The organism is Buchnera aphidicola (Cinara splendens), from assembly GCF_900698975.1.
GTDB lineage: Bacteria > Pseudomonadota > Gammaproteobacteria > Enterobacterales > Enterobacteriaceae > Buchnera_F > Buchnera_F aphidicola_AI.
Map to the genome: position 1 here is coordinate 396,954 of NZ_LR217722.1, position 18,987 is coordinate 415,940.

Below are 18,987 nucleotides of genomic sequence, written 5' to 3' on the forward strand. Positions count from 1 at the left end.
TTTTTAAAAGTAATTAAAATTAAGTTTCTACTTATATTTTTAATATGTCAAGAAAAGAGATAAAGCTCTATTCTTGACAAAACATAAAAACATTGATATATAATAAAATTTATATTAATATTATGCAATAACTTTTATAACTACACCCGCTCCAACTGTTCTACCTCCTTCTCGAATTGCAAAACGTAATCCTTCAGACATAGCAATAGGATGTATTAAAGTTACTGTCATTTTTATGTTATCACCAGGCATAACCATTTCTACATTCTCTGGTAATTCAATTGATCCGGTAACATCTGTAGTACGAAAATAAAATTGAGGACGATATCCTTTAAAAAAAGGAGTATGTCTTCCTCCTTCTTCTTTAGATAATACATATACTTCAGATTCAAATTTTAAATGAGGATGAATAGTGCCAGGTTTAGATAGAACTTGTCCGCGTTCAATATCATCACGTTTTGTTCCTCTCAATAAAATACCAACATTTTCTCCAGCACGACCTTCATCTAATAATTTACGAAACATTTCTACACCTGTACATATTGTTTTAACTGTCGGTTTAATTCCTACAATTTCAATTTCTTCGCCAACCTTAACAATACCTCGCTCAATACGCCCAGTTACTACCGTACCCCTACCTGAAATAGAAAATACATCTTCTATTGGTAGCAAAAAGGGAGCATCAATCGCTCTCGTTGGTATAGGAATATATTTATCTAAATGATTAGATAATTCAATAATTTTATCTTCCCAAATTTTATCACCTTCTAAAGCTTTTAAAGCAGACCCTCTAACAATTGGAATATCATCTCCTGGAAAATCATATTGTGTTAATAAATCACGTACTTCCATCTCTACTAATTCTAGTAATTCTTCATCATCTACCATATCACATTTATTTAAAAAAACGATAATATGTGGAACACCAACTTGTCTACCTAACAAGATATGTTCCCGAGTTTGAGGCATAGGACCATCAGTAGCAGCTACCACCAGAATCGCTCCATCCATTTGAGCAGCTCCAGTAATCATATTCTTGATATAATCTGCATGTCCAGGACAATCAACATGAGCGTAATGACGAAGTTCTGTGTCATATTCAACATGCGAAGTATTAATAGTAATTCCTCTAGCCTTCTCTTCTGGAGCATTATCAATTTGCTCAAATGCACAAGCTTTACCACCAAATCGTTTAGATAAAACAGTCGTAATAGCTGCTGTTAAAGTAGTTTTTCCGTGATCTACATGTCCAATAGTTCCCACATTAATATGTGGTTTAGAACGATTAAATTTTTCTTTTGACATCATTTATTCCTGTAGTTATTCAACTTATTTTTTAAAAAAAATTACTGAAAATTATTACATATTTTATAAAAAAAAAGATTATCGATTAGAGATAATATCTGTACAAATTGTTTTAGGTGCTTCAGTATATTTTATGAATTCCATAGAATACGATGCTCTACCTTGTGTTTGAGAACGTAAATCAGTTGCATATCCAAACATTTCAGACAAAGGAATATGCGCCTTAATATTTTTTCCTCCTAAAGAATCATCCGTCATTCCTTCAATAATACCTCTACGTCGATTAATATCTCCAATTACATCTCCCATGTATTCTCCAGGAGTTTCTACCTCTACTTGCATAATTGGTTCCAATAAAATTGGCTGCGCTTGTTTAAATGCTGCCTTAAATGCATAAGAAGCAGCTAACTTAAAAGCTAATTCAGAAGAATCTACGTCATGATAAGAACCATCGTGCAAACGAATACCAATACCAACTACAGGATATCCTGCTAATGGACCAGATTTTAATTGTTCTTGAATACCTTTATCAATAGAAGAAATATACTCCCCGGGAATTACTCCACCTTTAATATCATTAATAAATGAATATTCAGAACTATTAGTTTTTAAAGGAAAAATATCAATTACAACATGTCCATATTGACCACGACCACCAGACTGTTTAATATGTTTACCTTCTACACCTACTACTTTAGTTAAAATAGTTTCACGATAAGCAACTTGTGGTTTTCCAATATTTGCATCTACATTAAATTCACGCTTCATGCGATCAATTATAATCTCTAAATGTAACTCTCCCATACCTGCAACAATAGTTTGATTAGATTCATGATCTGTCCATACTCTAAAAGAAGGATCTTCTCTGGCTAGTCTGTTTAGAGCAAGTCCCATTTTTTCTTGATCAACTTTAGTTTTCGGTTCTACAGCAATTGAAATAACTGGTTCTGGAAAATCCATCTTTTCCAATATAATTGGATTCTTAACATCACACAATGTATCGCCTGTAGTAACATTTTTTAAACCAATAGCTGCAGCAATATCACCTGAATATACTGCTTTAATTTCTTCACGTTTATTCGCATGCATTTGCACAATTCGACCAAATCTTTCAGTATGATTTTTTACAGAGTTTAAAACTACATCTCCTGATCGAACGATACCAGAATAAACACGAAAAAAAGTTAAATTTCCTACAAAAGAATCAGAAGCAATTTTAAAAGCAAGAGCAGAAAAAGGTTGTTTATCATTTAATTTACAATTAGAAACAGAAACATCCTGATTACATATAAAATTTTTCATGTCATGAATATCAGCAGGTGATGGTAAATATTCAATAATAGCATCTAATAAAGCTTGTACACCTTTATTTTTAAAAGCCGAACCACATGTTATTAAAGTAATTTCATTATTTAAAGCTCTATTTCTTAATCCTAATTTAATATCATCTTCACTTAATTCTTCAGTTTGTAAATATTTTTCCATTAATTGATCATTTGCTTCAGCAGCAATTTCAACTAAATTCATGTGCCATTTTTTTGAAATAGATAATAATTCTTCTGGAATATCATAGTATTTAAAAGTTACACCTTGATCTTTTTCAAGCCACTTAATAGCTTTCATTTTTATTAAATCAACTACACCTTTAAAATTTTCCTCTGAACCAATCGCTAATTGAATAGGTACTGCTAAAGTATGTAATCTAGTATGAATTTGATCTACTACTTTAAAAAAATCAGCACCGACTCGATCCATTTTATTTATAAAAGCAATCCGAGGAACTTTATATTTATTCGCCTGTCTCCATACAGTTTCTGATTGTGGTTGTACTCCTCCTACAGCACAATAAATCATTACTACTCCGTCTAATATTCTCATAGATCGTTCTACTTCAATTGTAAAGTCAACATGACCAGGAGTATCAATAATATTAATTCTATGTGATAAAAATTGTTTAGCCATACCCGACCAAAAAGTAGTAGTTGCAGCAGAAGTAATAGTAATACCGCGTTCTTGTTCTTGAGCCATCCAATCCATTGTAGCTGCACCATCATGCACTTCGCCAATTTTATGATTGATTCCAGTATAAAATAATATACGTTCTGTTGTAGTGGTTTTACCTGCATCAATATGTGCACTAATACCAATATTCCTATACTGAGCAATCGGTGTTGTACGCGTCATAAAAATCCTCTTGCAAATCTGTTTTTTATAAAAATATAAAATATATCGTTAAATGATATAATTTTTAAAAAATATACAGTTACCAACGATAATGGGCAAAAGCTTTATTCGCATCTGCCATCTTGTGAACTTCTTCACGTTTTCGAACAGCTGAACCTTTATTTCCTATAGCATCTAATAATTCATTAGTCAATCGAATTGACATAGATTTATCTGTGCGCTTACGAGCTGCAGCTACAATCCATCGCATAGCTAAAGCATTTTTTCTAGTTGGGCGAACCTCAACTGGAACTTGATACGTCGATCCTCCTACACGACGAGATTTTACTTCCACTGATGGTTTAACGTTATCTAAAGCTAAAATAAAAATATCTAGTTCTTCTTTTTTTATTTTTTGAGAAACGGCTGATAAAGCTGAATAAACGATATTTTCAGCAATAGATTTTTTACCGTCAACCATTAATATATTAATAAATTTAGCTAATAAATCTGAAGAAAATTTTGGATCAGGTAAAATTTTACGTTGACCTATTATACGACGACGAGGCATATTAACACTCCTTAATAATATTTATACTTTTAACTTTTTAACACCGTATTTAGATCGACTTTTTTTTCTATCTTTAACACCGGAACAATCCAAAGAACCTCTAACTACATGATACCTAACACCAGGTAAATCTTTTACTCGACCACCTCGAATTAAAATCACTGAATGTTCTTGTAAATTATGTCCTTCACCCCCAATATATGCTGTAACTTCATAACCATTTGTTAATTTAACACGACATACTTTTCTTAATGCAGAATTCGGTTTTTTTGGAGTTGTTGTATATACTCTTGTACATACGCCTCTTCGTTGAGGACATCCAGATAAAGCAGGAACATTAGTTTTAGTTATTTTTCGAGTCCTAGGAGTACGGACCAGTTGATTAATTGTAGACATATATTCTCCAAAATACTTTATTTTAAAAATTCACTAAAAAAATCTTTAACTATATCTAAAAATTATATAAATAATATGATATTTTACTTATATATAATAATTTATTACAATAATTACCAAGTCATATTAGAGGCGTGGCTATATGTTAACAAAACAAAACTTTCATAATTTAATAAAATTAAATTATTTTTATTATTTTTTTGTAATAACCCTCTAGCAAATAAATCATTTTTTAAGAAATAAATTAAATTAAAATTTTTATATATTTTTTTTAAATAAGAATCATTAATCACACTTAATATTACACCATCCTGAATACATATTAAATCATCAAATTTAGAGCTAAAAGACAACAAAGAAGGTATAGATATACGATATGGAGAATTTAATAAAATATGTAACATATTATTTAACAATTACCATTTTAAAATAAAATCAAATCGATTTATTTGACTTTTAATACAAGATTTATTTAAAAATTCTACTGGTAATAAAAAGTCATCACAATCTTTAAAACCACGCTGATGAGCTGATCTTTTACAAAAAAAAAAGTGTTTTATTCCATATAACAACAAAACCTTAAATGAAAGAGAATAATTGTGTAGTTTAACTAATTCTGGTTTCTGATGTAATATTAATTGAAATATACCATCATCAATAAAAAAAAGAGCAATTTTATTGCAACTCAACGAACAAGAAATAACAAAGTCAAGTCCTTCTCTACCAATATTATCTCCATATGGAGCATTAGAAAAAATAAAAGCCATTGATTTCATAAAAAATAAATATATTTCCAAAATTAGAATTGTACAATACGATCACAGGTACGTATAGAGTACGATAATTCCATCAACGTTACACATTTAAAAGAAGAAGAAAAAATTTTTTGATAATTTTTAATCTTTTTAGTAGATTCGTTTGATAAAATTCCTCTCCTATGGGCAGCGCTAGGACAAATACATAACTGAATATTATAAGTTTTTTTTAAACTAATCCATCCATTTAAAACATTAAATTCATTACTGGGAAGATTAATCATACAATTAGAGTTATATACTCCGGAAGCATAAAAAAAAATTTTACTAATACTAAAATTTAGTTCAAGAACAGATTTTGAAAATAAAAAAGCACTTATAGCATTTTGAGTATCATAAGGAGGACCAGTAACAATTACTATGTAATTCATATTATGACCATACTAATAAACTTTTTTCTTGTTTATAATTAATGTAATTTATATTTTTAATATACAACCATTACTAAAAACCAGTAACAAGTTTTAATATTTAATAATAAAAATAATCATGTAGATGTTTTACACAATAATTGATATTATTTCAATTACCAAGCATATCAAAGTGATAATATATTATACGTGAAAAAATAATTAAATATTATAATTATTTTATATAAGATAAAATATCTCATTTCATAAATTTAAAACACGAAAAACACTATATAATTTTTTTGTACTGTGCTTTAAAGCATTTTCTTTACCATGCATCAAAATATCAATTAAATAATCTTCATCTTTTCTAAATTTATAGTATACAGCTTGTATTTCAGAAATAAAGTTACATACAATATCTGATAGTTTTTCTTTAAAACTAGAATATTGATAATTTTTAAATTCATCTTCTAATATTGAAATTTTTTTGCTTGTAAGACAAGAAAAAATGGACAGTAAATTGGATACTCCTGGTTTATTAAAAACATCATAACGAATACAATCAGAAGAACAGTCAGAATCCGTTAATGCACGTTGTAATTTTAAACGTATAGAATCAATATTCTCAAGTAAAAATATTGTGTTATTAATATTTTTATCCGATTTTGACATTTTTTTTTCTGGATTCTGTAAAGCCATTATTTTATTGCCTATAGGTAACATTAAAACATCTGGGATAATAAAAATGTTTCCATATATAGCATTAAAGCGATGAGCAATCTTTTGAACTAATTCTAAATGTTGTTTTTGATCTAAACCTACTAAAACACAATTTGTGTGATATAATAAAATATCAGCAGCCATCAAAACAGGGTAACAAAACAAAGATAGACTAGTAGTCTTATTTTTTAGCAAAAATCTTTGTTTAAATTGCGTCATACGAGATAATTCACCAAAATAAACAAAATTACTCAAAATCCAGTATAATTGACTATGCGTATGTACATCTGATTGTACAAAAATTATACTACTGTTAGGATCAACACCACATGATAAATACAATGCTACCATATCTAATATATTAGTAGAAAAATTATTTTTCATGCTATTTTTATTGCTATTTCTAGGATAAGTAGTTAAAGCATGTAAATCAGCAATACAAAAAAAACATTTATATTTTTTTTGTATATATTTCCAATTACACATAGTTCCACAGTAATTACCTAAGGTAGGCCAACCTGTAGGTTGAATTCCTGTAAACATAATATCTTTTTTTTTAGTATCTAACATATAAAAAAACCTTAAAAATTTTTAAAAATAAATAATATTTATTGACTACTTAAACTAAAGATTAATTATCTATAATAATATCTGTTAATTTTCTTATTGTTTTCAAATAATCATCTGAATGAAAAATAGCAGAACCAACGACTACATAATCAGCACCTGATTGTATTACATTTACAATATTAGATAAACTAATTCCTCCATCTACTGATAAAAGAATATTCTTTTGACTTTTATCAATTAAAGATCGTACTTGTTGAATTTTTTTTAACACATATGTCAAAAATTTTTGACCACCAAAACCTGGATTCACAGCCATTACTAAAATTAAATCTAATTCATCAATTACATAATCTAAAAAATGCAAAGAAGTAGATGGATTTAAGGCTAAACCAACACCGCAATCTATTTTTTTAATTAGTTGTATAGTTCTATCTAAATGATTAGTAGATTCGGGATGGATTGTAATAAACTGTACATTTAAATTTGCAAATAAAGGAATTAATGAGTCAACCGGAGAAGCCATTAAATGAACATCAAAAAATACTTTTATTCCACTATTTTTTATTGATTTTAATATCATAGGTCCCATCGTTAAATTGGAAACATAATGATTATCCATAACGTCAAAATGAATTAAATTACATCCTGCCTTAAGAACTTCCTGTATTTCTTTTCCTAATCGACAAAAATTTGCAGATAAAATAGATGGAACCACTACAACACGTTTCATGAATTTCCTTAATCATTACTATTTTTATATTTAAATAAATAATGCTATTTTATAAATAAAAAATAAAATTTATTTATATCAATTAAAATAAAAATTTCATATTATATAAATAATACTAATTATTAAAATTAACACTTATCTTCTTGAAATTTTTTTATAAATTGTAATATATTAGTATTTTCAATAGAAGAAAACAACTTTACTTTTCCAATAGAAACAGGAAGAATCAATCGTATCCTTCCAGATAATACTTTTTTATCTCGTAACATAAATTCAAGATAATCTTGAGGCAACATACTTTTAGGACCTTTAATTGGTAAACCTATTCTATAAAAAATATTTTTTATTCTAGACAAACAATCTTTATGCAACATATTTAATTGAACAGATAAATACGCTGACATCACGATACCTACAGAAACTGCTTCGCCATGCAACCATTTACCATATCCAACATATGCTTCAATAGCGTGTGCAAAACTATGCCCTAAGTTTAAAAAAAATCGTAAATTACTTTCTTTTTCATCAGATTCAATAACCAAAGCTTTTAATTCACAACATTTCTTTATACAATATAATAGCGTATCTTTTTGTAATTGTAATATTTTAAAACAATTTTTTTCTAGCCACATAAAAAATTTATAGTCAAAAATAATAGCATATTTAATAATCTCTGCCATTCCAGAAATTATATGTTCTCTTGGTAGAGTTGATAAAAAATCAATATCAATTAATACTCCTTTAGGTTGCCAAAAAGAACCAATCATATTTTTACCTAATATATGATTAACTCCTGTTTTTCCTCCAATAGAAGCATCTACTTGAGCCAAGAGAGTAGTCGGTACTTGAAAAAAATTAACTCCTCTTTGATATATAGAAGCAACAAAACCAGTAATATCTCCTACTACCCCACCTCCTATTGCAATTAATGTTACATCTCTTCCATATGGTTTTTTTAGTAAAAAATATATAATATTTTCAACTTCTTTTAAATTCTTATAAAACTCACCATCTGGAATACTAAAAATAGGTATATTTTTTATATTTTTATTAATATCATAAAGTTTATTTTTGAAAATCATATTTTCAATAGTATTATTTGTAATAATAACATTATTTGTATTATTCAATAAAATAGTCGATATAAAAAAATTTTTTAATATATTACAACCAATGCTAATATCATAACTACTATTCTTTAAATTAACATGTACTTTATCTACCATACTTATCAACCCATATTTCGTTTAAAAATAAAAATAATTTAATTAACTTTGCTAAAATCATAAAAAAATCGTATGATATTTGAAGCTATACATGGAACATCATTATTAACTGTATCAACAACAAAATCAGATATCTTGTTATATATTGGATCACGAATAACTGATAACGATCTTAATATCTTCTCATTTTCATTACTTTTTAAAGATAGCAAAGGTCTTTTTTTATCCATTTTAGTTCGTATTAATTGTTCTTTTATTGAAGTACGTAAATATATAACAATACCTCTAGATTGCAATAAACCTCTAGATTTTAATGAAAGTATCGATCCACCTCCCGTAGATAATATTATACCGGTTTTATTAGTTAATTCATTAATAACTTTTTCTTCTCGTATACGAAATTCAGATTCTCCTTCTACTTCAAATACCCAGTCTATATCTACACCAGTTCTTTTTTCAATTTCAGCATCAGAATCATAAAAAAACATGTCTAGAGATTGGGATAAATAGCGACCTACAGTACTTTTTCCAGCTCCCATAGGCCCAATTAAAAAAATATTTTTTTTTTTATCGCTATTCATGGTAGTTCCTTTCAATAATAAGTTTTATTTAAAATCAATAATTTACACCAAATATATATTTTTTAACAATAAAATACCATATTATATTATGAAGTAACATAAAAAATAAGCATAATATATTATATGGATTATAAGAATATAATAAAAAAAACTTGATTTTAAAAATACTTTTTAATATGATTGTACTATCATAAATAATTATTTATATACACTCTCAAGGTGAGATGTCCGAGTGGTTTAAGGAGCACGCTTGGAAAGCGTGTATACAATAAAATGTATCAAGGGTTCGAATCCCTTTCTCACCATATACACATACACTTATATCAATTTTTTAAAATAATCAAAAAAAATATAAAAATTATATTTATATTAATAATATGAGTGTTGACCGTAAACATGATTTGTTACATCTTCTACTCGGGAAATTTCAGAAAAATGTTTCATCAATTGTTTTTCTATACCTAATTTTAATGTAGTACTAATCATAGAACAACCATTACATCCACCTGAAAATTGTAAAAAAACAACTCCATCACTGCTAATATTTATTAAATTAACAGAACCACCATGCAATAATAATGTAGGATTAACTTGAGAGAATAAAAATTTTTGTACATCATTCTCTAATTGAGATTTATGACGAAATTTTTGTGTTGATTTTGCATAAGGAGCCTGTAGAGTAATTTGCGATCCTACTTCATTTTTAACAAGATCTATACTAGAATTTTTTAAAAAAGGAACTATAGACTTATGAACATAAATATCAAATTCATTAAAAGAAATTTTTTGATCATTTATTGAATCAATATCTTGAAGTTCACAATACGACATGCCACATTCAGCATGCATAGTTCCCGGAGAATTAATAAAAATTCTAATATTTGTTTCTACTTTTCTTTTAGATAACAAACTAAGTATATATTGTTTAGCTGAATCCGATATTGTAATCATAGAATTATTCTACATAATATGTTATTGTATAATAAATAAAAAATAAATATATATAAATTCTATTTTGTAGAAATATATATAAATATATATCCTAAAATTTTTATCCATACTATCTAACACTCAGTATAGTCACAAATTATATGAATAAAAACAAAAAAAAAATATACTCTTCTATCTTTGGAACAGGAAAAATTCATTTAATATTCTTACATGGATGGGGATTACATTCCATAGTATGGAACACAATCATTCCAATATTAAAACCATATTTTACACTACACACATTCGATTTACCTGGATTTGGAAAAAATGTAAATTCTCCTATAATGACATTTAAACAAATATCTAATTATTTATTAAAAAAAATAAAAAGAAAAGTAATATGGATCGGATGGTCTATGGGAGGATTACTCGCACACTATTTAAGTCTACAATATCCACATCATACTCTAGCAACTATCTATGTAGCATCATCACCATATTTTATACAACAAAAAAAATGGCCCGGAATATCAATAAATGTATTATACTCTATAAAAAAGAGTATTTTATCATGTTATAGTAATTTTTTAAAAAATTTTATTTTAATACATGTTATTAATACACACCAATACAAGCTTTCTAAACTTAGAACAAAAGAAAAATTTTCCAAAAAATATCCTAATCCAAAAAAAGAAGCTATTGAAATAGGATATAACTGGTTAACTAAAATTGATTATAGAAATAATCTATTATGTCCAAATATTCCAACATTAAGAATATATGGAAAATTAGATAATCTCATACCTATAGAAACACATAAAAAAATAGAAAATCTATATCACAAAAAAGACTCTATAATTATAGAAGGAGCTAAACATGCACCCTTTTTATCTCATCCTAAAACTTTTAGTAACATACTGTATCATTTTATTAAAAATAATATTTAATAAAATTAAACTACCATATACCAAAAATATAAATAAAAATATTATTTATATTTGATAAAAAAATCAAAAAGGAATATCTTCATCATCAAAATCAATCTTTGATGTTGTATCTACTAAATGTGATTTATTTTTAAATTCAGAAGAAATATCTTGAACATCCATAGACGTAGATAAATTATCTTTATGTGATACATCTTGTATTTCATTAATAGATGATGATGCGCTAGTTGTATTTCGTGAACCTAACATTTGCATAGAACCGGTGACACTAACTACTATTTCCGTAGTATAACGATCTAATCCATTTTGATCCTTCCATTTACGAGTTTGTAAAGATCCTTCTATATAAACTTGCGATCCTTTTTTTAAATATTGACCAGCAATTTCAGCAATTTTACCAAATAGAACTACTCGATGCCATTCAGTTTTCTCTTTAGTTTCACCAGTATTTTTATCTTTCCATATATCTGAAGTAGCAATAGTAATATTTACTACAGTTCCACCATTAGGCATATATCGTACATCTGGATGTTGTCCTAAGTAACCAATTAAAATAACTTTATTTACGCCTCTACTTGCCATAAATTTAACCTAATATGATTTATATCAAAATATAATTATTTAAAATTATACCATAAAAAAAAATAATTTTATTACAATAAATACTTTTATTGAATTAAACTGATATATAAAAATAATTTTTTTAAAAGTAACTAATTAAAATATACAAAACTACATTTTCAAAATTTAATTTTTTAACTTTATATAAATATATTTTTAGATTAAAATAATGATATTTCATTAAAAATATAAAAAATACCTTTTACCATATAAAAATTACAAAAAATAATATGCAAAAAAAAAATGTACATAAATTTTCTGTTGCACCCATGTTAAAATATACTGATAGACATTGTCTATTTTTCTACAGACAATTAACTAAAAAAACTTTCCTATATACAGAAATGATTACCACTTATGAATTAATAAATAAAAAAAACTTATTTTCAAAAAAACAAGTAATGAGTAACGTTCCTATAGCAATTCAATTAGCTGGAAATAACTGTATACATTTTAAAAAATGTGCCAAAATAGCATATTTCATGGGATTTAATGAAATAAATTTAAACATTGGTTGTCCTTCACAACACGCTCAATCTGGTAAATTTGGAATATATTTAATGAATCATCCCAATATAGTGTATCACTGTATCAAAACTATATATTTTACTGTACCAATACCTGTAAGTGTAAAAATAAGAATCGGAACCGAAAAAAATAATAATTATCAATTTCTTAAAAATTTTATTCAACAAGTATCAAAAAACCAATACTGTATTAAATTTATTATACACGCAAGGATTGCTGATTTACAACTAAACAGTCCTAAAAAAAACAGAAGTATACCTACATTAAACTATCAGTATGTTTATCAAATCAAAAAAGATTTTCCTCATTTAAAAATTATTTTAAACGGAGGAATAAAATCTATTCCAGAAATAAAAAAACATTTAAAACATGTAGATGGTATTATGATGGGTCGAGAAATCTATAAAAATCCACTACTATTATGTAAAATAGATAAAGAAATTTTTTCTTGTAAAAAAAAATTCAATTTCAAAAAATTTTTAAAAAAAATGCTCCAGTATACTGAAAAAGAAACAAAAAAAAAAACAAAAATTCTTCACATAATGAAACACATATTAAATATTTTTTATAAACAACCACATTCAAAAAAATGGAAAAAATACATTTTAAAAAAAATACATCATAAAAACGATATACACAACTTATTCACCAAAATACACAAAATATTTAATAAAAAAATCACAATATAATTTGTAATTAACAAATTATAAACAAAAAAATATTTTATTTGATATATATAATATTTCGAAAAAAGATCATCAAAAAACTCTTTTATTTTATATGTTCTATATATTCTTTTATTTTTAAATTTTAATAAAATTAAATATTTAAAATATACAATTATTATCTAAATATTAAAAACAAAATTTTTTAAAAAACAGCACTTAATATAAAACTATTATTAAAAAAACAATTCAAAACATATTTTTAAAAATTTATATAAGAGAATAAATTATTTATGATAGAATCAATAAAAAATAAAAACGAATTCAAAACACCTCCTCATTCATTAGAAGCTGAACAATCTGTATTAGGAGGATTGATGTTAGATAACCAACAATGGGATGTAATTTCTGAATATATTGTTACTGAAGACTTTTATAGTCAACAACATCAATTAATTTTTTGCGAAATGAAATTTTTAGTAGAAAAAGGTTCTCCAATTGATTTAATTACACTCTCTGAGTCATTAGAGCAAAAAGGGGAACTGAATAATGTTGGAAGATTTTCTTATTTAGCAGAAATTTCAAAAAATACACCTAGTATTACTAACATTATTTCTTATGCAGAAATAATACGAGAAAGAGCAATAATACGTGAAATTGTTTCTACTGCACATAATATTGCATACGCAGGATATCATCCTAAAGGACGCACTAGCCTCGAACTACTGGATTATGCTGAATCTAGTGTATTTAAAATTTCTGAAACACGTTCTGCAGGTAAAGAAGGACCTAAAAACATAGAAAAAATTTTAGATACTACTATTCAATCCATTGAAAAATTGTTAAAAAAACCAAATGATGGAATAACTGGATTAAATACTGGATATCACGATCTAAACAAAAAAACATTTGGATTACAACAATCAGATCTCATTATTATCGCTGCTCGACCATCTATGGGTAAAACTACATTTGCTATGAATTTATGTGAAAATACAGCAATGTTATATGAAAAACCAATTTTAATATTCAGTTTAGAAATGCCGGGAGAACAAATTATGATTCGTATGTTAGCTTCTCTATCACGGGTTAATCAATCTAAAATTCGAACTGGACAATTAAATGATGAGGAATGGAGCAGAATATCAAGTACTATAAATATTTTATTACAAAAGAAAAATATTTATATAGATGATTCATCTGGATTAACACCTAATGAAGTGCGATCTCGCTCAAGAAAAATATATCGAGAAAATAACGGATTAAGTTTAATTATGATAGACTATCTTCAGTTAATCAAAATACCTGCATTATCTGGTAATAGAACACTAGAAATAGCTGAAATTTCAAGAACATTGAAATCTTTAGCAAAAGAATTAAATATCCCAATTATTGCTTTATCACAATTAAATCGATCTTTAGAGCAAAGATCCGATAAAAGACCGGTTAATTCAGATCTAAGAGAGTCTGGTTCTTTAGAGCAAGATGCTGATCTAATTCTTTTTATTTATAGAGATGAACTCTATCATGAGAATAGCGAATTTAAAGGTATTGCTGAAATCATCATAGGTAAGCAGAGAAATGGTCCTACTGGAACTGTACGGTTAACATTCAATGGACAGTGGTCACGTTTTGATAATTATACTAATCAAAAATATCATAATTAAATTAAAAAAACAATATCTAAAATAAATTTCATTAAAAAAATTATTACAGACAATAATTAATATATTTTATTAAAAAATTTAGAAAAAATCACTAAATATAAGAAAATCAGTCGCAACCATAAATAATTGTATAAAAATATTATTAAAATAATAATTATATATATCAAAAATATCATATACACAATAAAATTATGTATTAACAATAAATCAAAATCATTAAAATAGTAGTCTTTACCAAACAAATATCTTATTTTACTATACAAAAATTTTTATAGAAAATATCAGATAAATATGTTATATATAATATATATTATATTAACTCAATCATTTATATAAAAATAAATATACTAACAAGATTTTTCTGATATAATTTATGATTATCATATGTTTTGATTATGGAATAAAAACTATTGGAGTTGCTATAGCTGAAACAAGAATAAAATCCTCTACTCCTATAAAATCTATTATGAATAAAAAAAAAACATTGTGGAATAAAATTAATAATATCATCCAGTATTGGAAACCTAAAAATATAGTGATTGGATATCCATATTACATAAAAAAAAACATAAATAAAAAAATAAAAAAATTCAGTTATATTTGTAAAAAAAAATTCAATAAAAATGTATTCTTATATAATGAAAACTATTCATCAAAAGAAGCGCGATCTTTTTTAAAGAACACAAAAAAAAAAAAAAACATTTGTGTACATTCTATTTCAGCTAAAATAATCTTAGATAGTTGGTTACACGAAAATTATTTTTTTAGTTAAAAACTATACATAAAAATACATATTTTTATTAATTATTAAAAAATATTCCTAAAAAAAATTATTTTAATTATAATATACGTTATGAATAAAACAAATACACATACATTACCATCAATTAGTTTATATATTCATATACCTTGGTGCATCAAAAAATGTCCATATTGCGATTTTCATTCATATCCACGATCAAGTAAAATTTCAGAAAAAAAATATATCAAACATATTCTTTATGATTTAAAAAATGATAAAAAAATAATTTCAAACCGAGTTATTCAGTCAATTTTTATTGGTGGAGGAACGCCCAGTTTATTAAAAAGTACATCAATATTATACTTATTATCTAAAATAAAGAAATTAATGTCTGTTTCAAAAAATATAGAAATTTCTATAGAGATTAATCCCGATATAGATAAAACAAAAAAAATATTAGAGTACTATAAAGCAGGTGTTAACAGATTTTCAATAGGAATCCAAACATTTAATTCTTCTTTATTAAAAAAAATAAACAGAAAATACGATAAAAAAAAAACAATGGAATTGATTGATTCTACTAAAAATTTTTCTAATAGAAATTTAAACATAGATTTGATGTACGGTCTTCCCGAGCAAACAGTTCAAAATGCTTTAGACGATTTATACCAGACTATTCTTATACAACCCGAACACATATCTTGGTATCAACTTAATATTGAGCCAAATACTAAATTTTATATACAAAATGTATTACTGCCATCACTCCATACTATTAAAATTATGGCTACAAAAGGAAAAGAACTACTTCATAAGTATGGGTATATGCAATACGAAATATCTTCTTACTCTAAAAAAAAAAAATATCAATGCCAACATAACCTTAATTACTGGAATTTTGGCGACTATATTGGCGTTGGATGCGGAGCTCATGGAAAAATAACTCAGTTAAACCAGAAAATAATCAGAACTATCAAAACTAAAAATGATATCATATATATGATAGGAAATTATCTTAAACAAAAATATTTTGTTCCAAAAAAAGATATTCCTATAGAATTCTTTTTAAATAAATTTAGACTACTACAACCTATTCAATATAAAGAATTTGAGAAAAAAACTTATATTAAAATCATAAAAATCAAAAAAAAAATAATTGTTGCCAAAAAAAAAGGATTTATTCAAGAAGATATGAATTCATGGATAGTTACTCCAAAAGGGAGAAATCAATTAAATTCATTATTATCAATATTTTTAGAGTAACATTCTATTTTATTGGATAATCATTCAACCTGCAATTTATATTTATAGTCAAAAATTCTATTATTCAATAATAAAGCTCTTTTTTCAAATTTTGTTTGAACATACGTGCTAAATAAAGTAAAAATAGTATTTTTTCCTAACAAACATTTAAATTTGGAATGTTGTGACATTAAATAACATATTTTAGAAGAATACAGTACACAATCCGTAATAATATGTATAAAACCACCAAAAACAATTTTTTTTTCCATTAATTTAATAAAAAAATTGTTCACTAATCTTCTTTTATGATGTTTACTTTTAAACCAAGGATCAGGAAAAAAAATTTGCATCATATTAATAGTATTATCTGGAATCATATAAAATAAAACTTCAACAATATCATGAAATATAATACGTATATTAGATACTTGAAATATATTAGCATACTGTATAGCTGAAAAAATACTCCTTGGATATACTTCCACTCCAATAAAATTTATATGCGGATTACTAATAGCTTTTTCTATAAACAGTTTACCATCACCAAAACCAACATCTATAATATATGGCTGATCATTAGAAAAAAAAATAGAATAATCTAAAAAGACACATTTATTAAAATCAATACCATATATTTTCCAATATTTTAACACATACTCTTTTTTTTTTTGACTAATACATCTTCTTCTTATTATATAACTTTTAATTAAAGACAAATTATTTTTATTTTTTTTGTTATTTTTGTCAAAAATATCATCTATTAAAATAGTCATTTTACCTCCAAGAAAATAAATAAATTTATTTAAAATATCTATTAAACAAAATTTTTTTAAAAAAAATTATCTTTAAAATTTATATATAAATTATTAACTATATTTAAAAATTTAATTAGGATCAGCATGGTTTTTTCACAAAAAATACTAAATTGGTTTCATGTATACGGAAGGAAAAATTTACCTTGGCATAAAAAAAATATTTATCAAATCTGGATATCTGAAATTATGCTACAACAAACTCAAGTGAAAACTGTAATTCCTTATTTTAAAAAATTTATAAAAAAATTTCCTACCATAAGATCTTTAGCTAATTCTAGTATAAATGAAATTTTATATTTATGGAGTGGTTTAGGATATTACCAAAGGGCTCATCGTATACATCAAACAGCAATACTAATTTGCAAAATTTATCATGGAATTTTTCCTGATAATATTCATGAAATAAATAAATTACCTGGAATTGGAGAATCTACAGCAGGAGCAATATTATCTTTTGCATACAATTTCAGATATGCGGTTTTAGATAGTAATGTAAAACGTATATTAACACGATATCATTCTATTGATATAAATAACATCAATAAAAAAAAACTAAACAAAAAACTATGGAATTTAATCTATCAGCATCTCCCTATTCATCAATCTAGTAAGTTCAATCAAGCCATGATGGACATTGGATCATTTATTTGTACTAATAAAAAACCTAATTGTTTAATTTGTCCTTTAAATAGTTTATGCCAATACTATATTCATAGCATGCATTTTACAAAAAAAAAACCAAAAAAAAAAAAAAATCAAATAGGAATATTATTTTCAATAATACAATATAAAAATTCATATTTTTTGATTCAATTAAAAAATATATCCATATGGAAAAAACTTTTTTATTTTCCTTTAACATCTTTTCTAATATCAAAAAAAAAATGGGAAAAAACAAAAAAAGATTCAAATATAGTAATTCGTCCATTTATACATTATATCAGTAATATAAAATTACATATTTTTTCACAAATAATAACAATCAAAAAAAAAAATATATATAATAATATAATACAAAAAAAAATATGGTATAATATCTTTAATCCTCAAAAAATCGGCATCCCATCTCCCATAAAAAAAATATTCATTTCACTACAAAAAAAAGTAATAAAAAATATGAAAAAAAAATATACACGCACAATTTTTTGTTCTTTTTTAAAAAAAAAAGCAGAAGGATTAGAATATCCATTTTTTCCAGGAAAAACAGGACAAAAAATTTATCAAGAAATTTCTAAAAAAGCATGGTCTTTTTGGTTAATTCAGCAAACTAAAATCATAAATGAAAAAAAATTAAATATGTTTTTAGAAAAAGATAGAACTTACATAAAAAGAAAAATGAAAAACTTTTTATTTCATAAAAAAAAATTAACATTTAAAAATTAAGCATTTATATG

The 18,987-nt window shown here is 25.2% G+C and carries 20 protein-coding genes and 1 tRNA gene; 7 read left to right on the plus strand and 14 right to left on the minus strand.

The genetic code is table 11. The features are described from left to right. Positions 1-120: 120 nt before the first annotated feature. The 11 genes from tuf to aroK form a co-directional block, all read right to left on the minus strand. Entirely contained in the window at positions 121-1,305 is a 1,185-nt protein-coding gene (gene tuf / locus BUCISPPA3004_RS01770; RefSeq protein ID WP_154049018.1) for an elongation factor Tu, read from the minus strand. A 78-nt stretch (positions 1,306-1,383) separates the two neighbouring features. Then, positions 1,384-3,489 (minus strand): elongation factor G, encoded by a 2,106-nt coding sequence (fusA, locus tag BUCISPPA3004_RS01775; RefSeq protein WP_154049019.1) that lies wholly within the window; start codon positions 3,487-3,489, stop codon positions 1,384-1,386. A gap of 79 nt (positions 3,490-3,568) precedes the next feature. Continuing rightward, a complete protein-coding gene (rpsG, locus tag BUCISPPA3004_RS01780; RefSeq protein WP_154049020.1) occupies positions 3,569-4,039 on the minus strand; it encodes a 30S ribosomal protein S7 in 471 nt (156 codons plus the stop codon). Between the two features lie 21 nt (positions 4,040-4,060). Beyond that, positions 4,061-4,435 carry a 30S ribosomal protein S12 gene (gene rpsL / locus BUCISPPA3004_RS01785; protein WP_154049021.1) on the minus strand — a complete coding sequence of 125 codons (375 nt, stop codon included), beginning with the start codon at positions 4,433-4,435 and terminating at the stop codon, positions 4,061-4,063. Positions 4,436-4,548: 113 nt separating this feature from the next. Then, positions 4,549-4,839: a sulfurtransferase complex subunit TusB gene (tusB, locus tag BUCISPPA3004_RS01790; protein ID WP_154049022.1), complete on the minus strand. Its 291-nt coding sequence runs from the start codon at positions 4,837-4,839 to the stop codon at positions 4,549-4,551. 12 nt (positions 4,840-4,851) lie between these two features. Beyond that, positions 4,852-5,211 carry a sulfurtransferase complex subunit TusC gene (gene tusC / locus BUCISPPA3004_RS01795; RefSeq protein ID WP_154049023.1) on the minus strand — a complete coding sequence of 120 codons (360 nt, stop codon included), beginning with the start codon at positions 5,209-5,211 and terminating at the stop codon, positions 4,852-4,854. Positions 5,212-5,234: 23 nt separating this feature from the next. Then, on the minus strand, positions 5,235-5,621 hold the full coding sequence (tusD, locus tag BUCISPPA3004_RS01800) for a sulfurtransferase complex subunit TusD (RefSeq protein ID WP_154049024.1): 387 nt from the start codon (positions 5,619-5,621) through the stop codon (positions 5,235-5,237). Positions 5,622-5,864: 243 nt separating this feature from the next. Then, positions 5,865-6,893 (minus strand): tryptophan--tRNA ligase, encoded by a 1,029-nt coding sequence (trpS, locus tag BUCISPPA3004_RS01805; protein WP_154049025.1) that lies wholly within the window; start codon positions 6,891-6,893, stop codon positions 5,865-5,867. A gap of 61 nt (positions 6,894-6,954) precedes the next feature. Beyond that, complete coding sequence (gene rpe / locus BUCISPPA3004_RS01810; protein ID WP_154049026.1) at positions 6,955-7,623, minus strand: ribulose-phosphate 3-epimerase; 669 nt, start codon at positions 7,621-7,623, stop codon at positions 6,955-6,957. Between the two features lie 128 nt (positions 7,624-7,751). After that, positions 7,752-8,849 (minus strand): 3-dehydroquinate synthase, encoded by a 1,098-nt coding sequence (aroB, locus tag BUCISPPA3004_RS01815; protein ID WP_154049027.1) that lies wholly within the window; start codon positions 8,847-8,849, stop codon positions 7,752-7,754. Between the two features lie 38 nt (positions 8,850-8,887). Then, the gene (gene aroK, locus BUCISPPA3004_RS01820; RefSeq protein WP_154049028.1) at positions 8,888-9,430 is read right to left on the minus strand and encodes a shikimate kinase AroK; all 543 of its coding nucleotides are present in this window, start codon (positions 9,428-9,430) and stop codon (positions 8,888-8,890) included. 218 nt (positions 9,431-9,648) lie between these two features. Here aroK and BUCISPPA3004_RS01825 point away from each other — a divergent pair. Then, positions 9,649-9,735, plus strand: a tRNA-Ser gene (locus BUCISPPA3004_RS01825). A 64-nt stretch (positions 9,736-9,799) separates the two neighbouring features. Here the strand turns inward: BUCISPPA3004_RS01825 and BUCISPPA3004_RS01830 are convergent. Then, positions 9,800-10,381 (minus strand): NfuA family Fe-S biogenesis protein, encoded by a 582-nt coding sequence (locus BUCISPPA3004_RS01830; protein WP_154049029.1) that lies wholly within the window; start codon positions 10,379-10,381, stop codon positions 9,800-9,802. 140 nt (positions 10,382-10,521) lie between these two features. Between BUCISPPA3004_RS01830 and BUCISPPA3004_RS01835 the strand changes: the two genes are divergently transcribed. After that, complete coding sequence (locus BUCISPPA3004_RS01835; RefSeq protein WP_154049030.1) at positions 10,522-11,310, plus strand: alpha/beta fold hydrolase; 789 nt, start codon at positions 10,522-10,524, stop codon at positions 11,308-11,310. 63 nt (positions 11,311-11,373) lie between these two features. On the opposite strand, the gene ssb is transcribed toward BUCISPPA3004_RS01835, so the two are convergent. Next, complete coding sequence (gene ssb / locus BUCISPPA3004_RS01840) at positions 11,374-11,892, minus strand: single-stranded DNA-binding protein (RefSeq protein WP_154049031.1); 519 nt, start codon at positions 11,890-11,892, stop codon at positions 11,374-11,376. 269 nt (positions 11,893-12,161) lie between these two features. On the opposite strand from ssb, the gene dusA reads away from it, so the two are divergent. The 4 genes from dusA to hemW all read left to right on the plus strand — a co-directional run bounded on the left by dusA (position 12,162) and on the right by hemW (position 16,796). Further along, on the plus strand, positions 12,162-13,148 hold the full coding sequence (gene dusA, locus BUCISPPA3004_RS01845) for a tRNA dihydrouridine(20/20a) synthase DusA (RefSeq protein WP_154049032.1): 987 nt from the start codon (positions 12,162-12,164) through the stop codon (positions 13,146-13,148). Between the two features lie 269 nt (positions 13,149-13,417). Next, positions 13,418-14,791 carry a replicative DNA helicase gene (gene dnaB, locus BUCISPPA3004_RS01850; RefSeq protein WP_154049033.1) on the plus strand — a complete coding sequence of 458 codons (1,374 nt, stop codon included), beginning with the start codon at positions 13,418-13,420 and terminating at the stop codon, positions 14,789-14,791. Positions 14,792-15,164: 373 nt separating this feature from the next. Next, positions 15,165-15,563, plus strand: a complete 399-nt coding sequence (gene ruvX / locus BUCISPPA3004_RS01855; RefSeq protein WP_154049034.1) for a Holliday junction resolvase RuvX — start codon at positions 15,165-15,167, stop codon at positions 15,561-15,563. A gap of 81 nt (positions 15,564-15,644) precedes the next feature. Next, entirely contained in the window at positions 15,645-16,796 is a 1,152-nt protein-coding gene (gene hemW, locus BUCISPPA3004_RS01860) for a radical SAM family heme chaperone HemW (RefSeq protein ID WP_154049035.1), read from the plus strand. A 20-nt stretch (positions 16,797-16,816) separates the two neighbouring features. Here hemW and trmB read toward each other — a convergent pair whose 3' ends face one another. Beyond that, complete coding sequence (gene trmB / locus BUCISPPA3004_RS01865) at positions 16,817-17,551, minus strand: tRNA (guanosine(46)-N7)-methyltransferase TrmB (protein WP_154049036.1); 735 nt, start codon at positions 17,549-17,551, stop codon at positions 16,817-16,819. Positions 17,552-17,677: 126 nt separating this feature from the next. Here trmB and mutY point away from each other — a divergent pair, with 126 nt between their 5' ends. Continuing rightward, positions 17,678-18,976, plus strand: a complete 1,299-nt coding sequence (gene mutY / locus BUCISPPA3004_RS01870) for an A/G-specific adenine glycosylase (protein WP_154049037.1) — start codon at positions 17,678-17,680, stop codon at positions 18,974-18,976. The last annotated feature ends 11 nt before the right edge of the window (positions 18,977-18,987 follow it).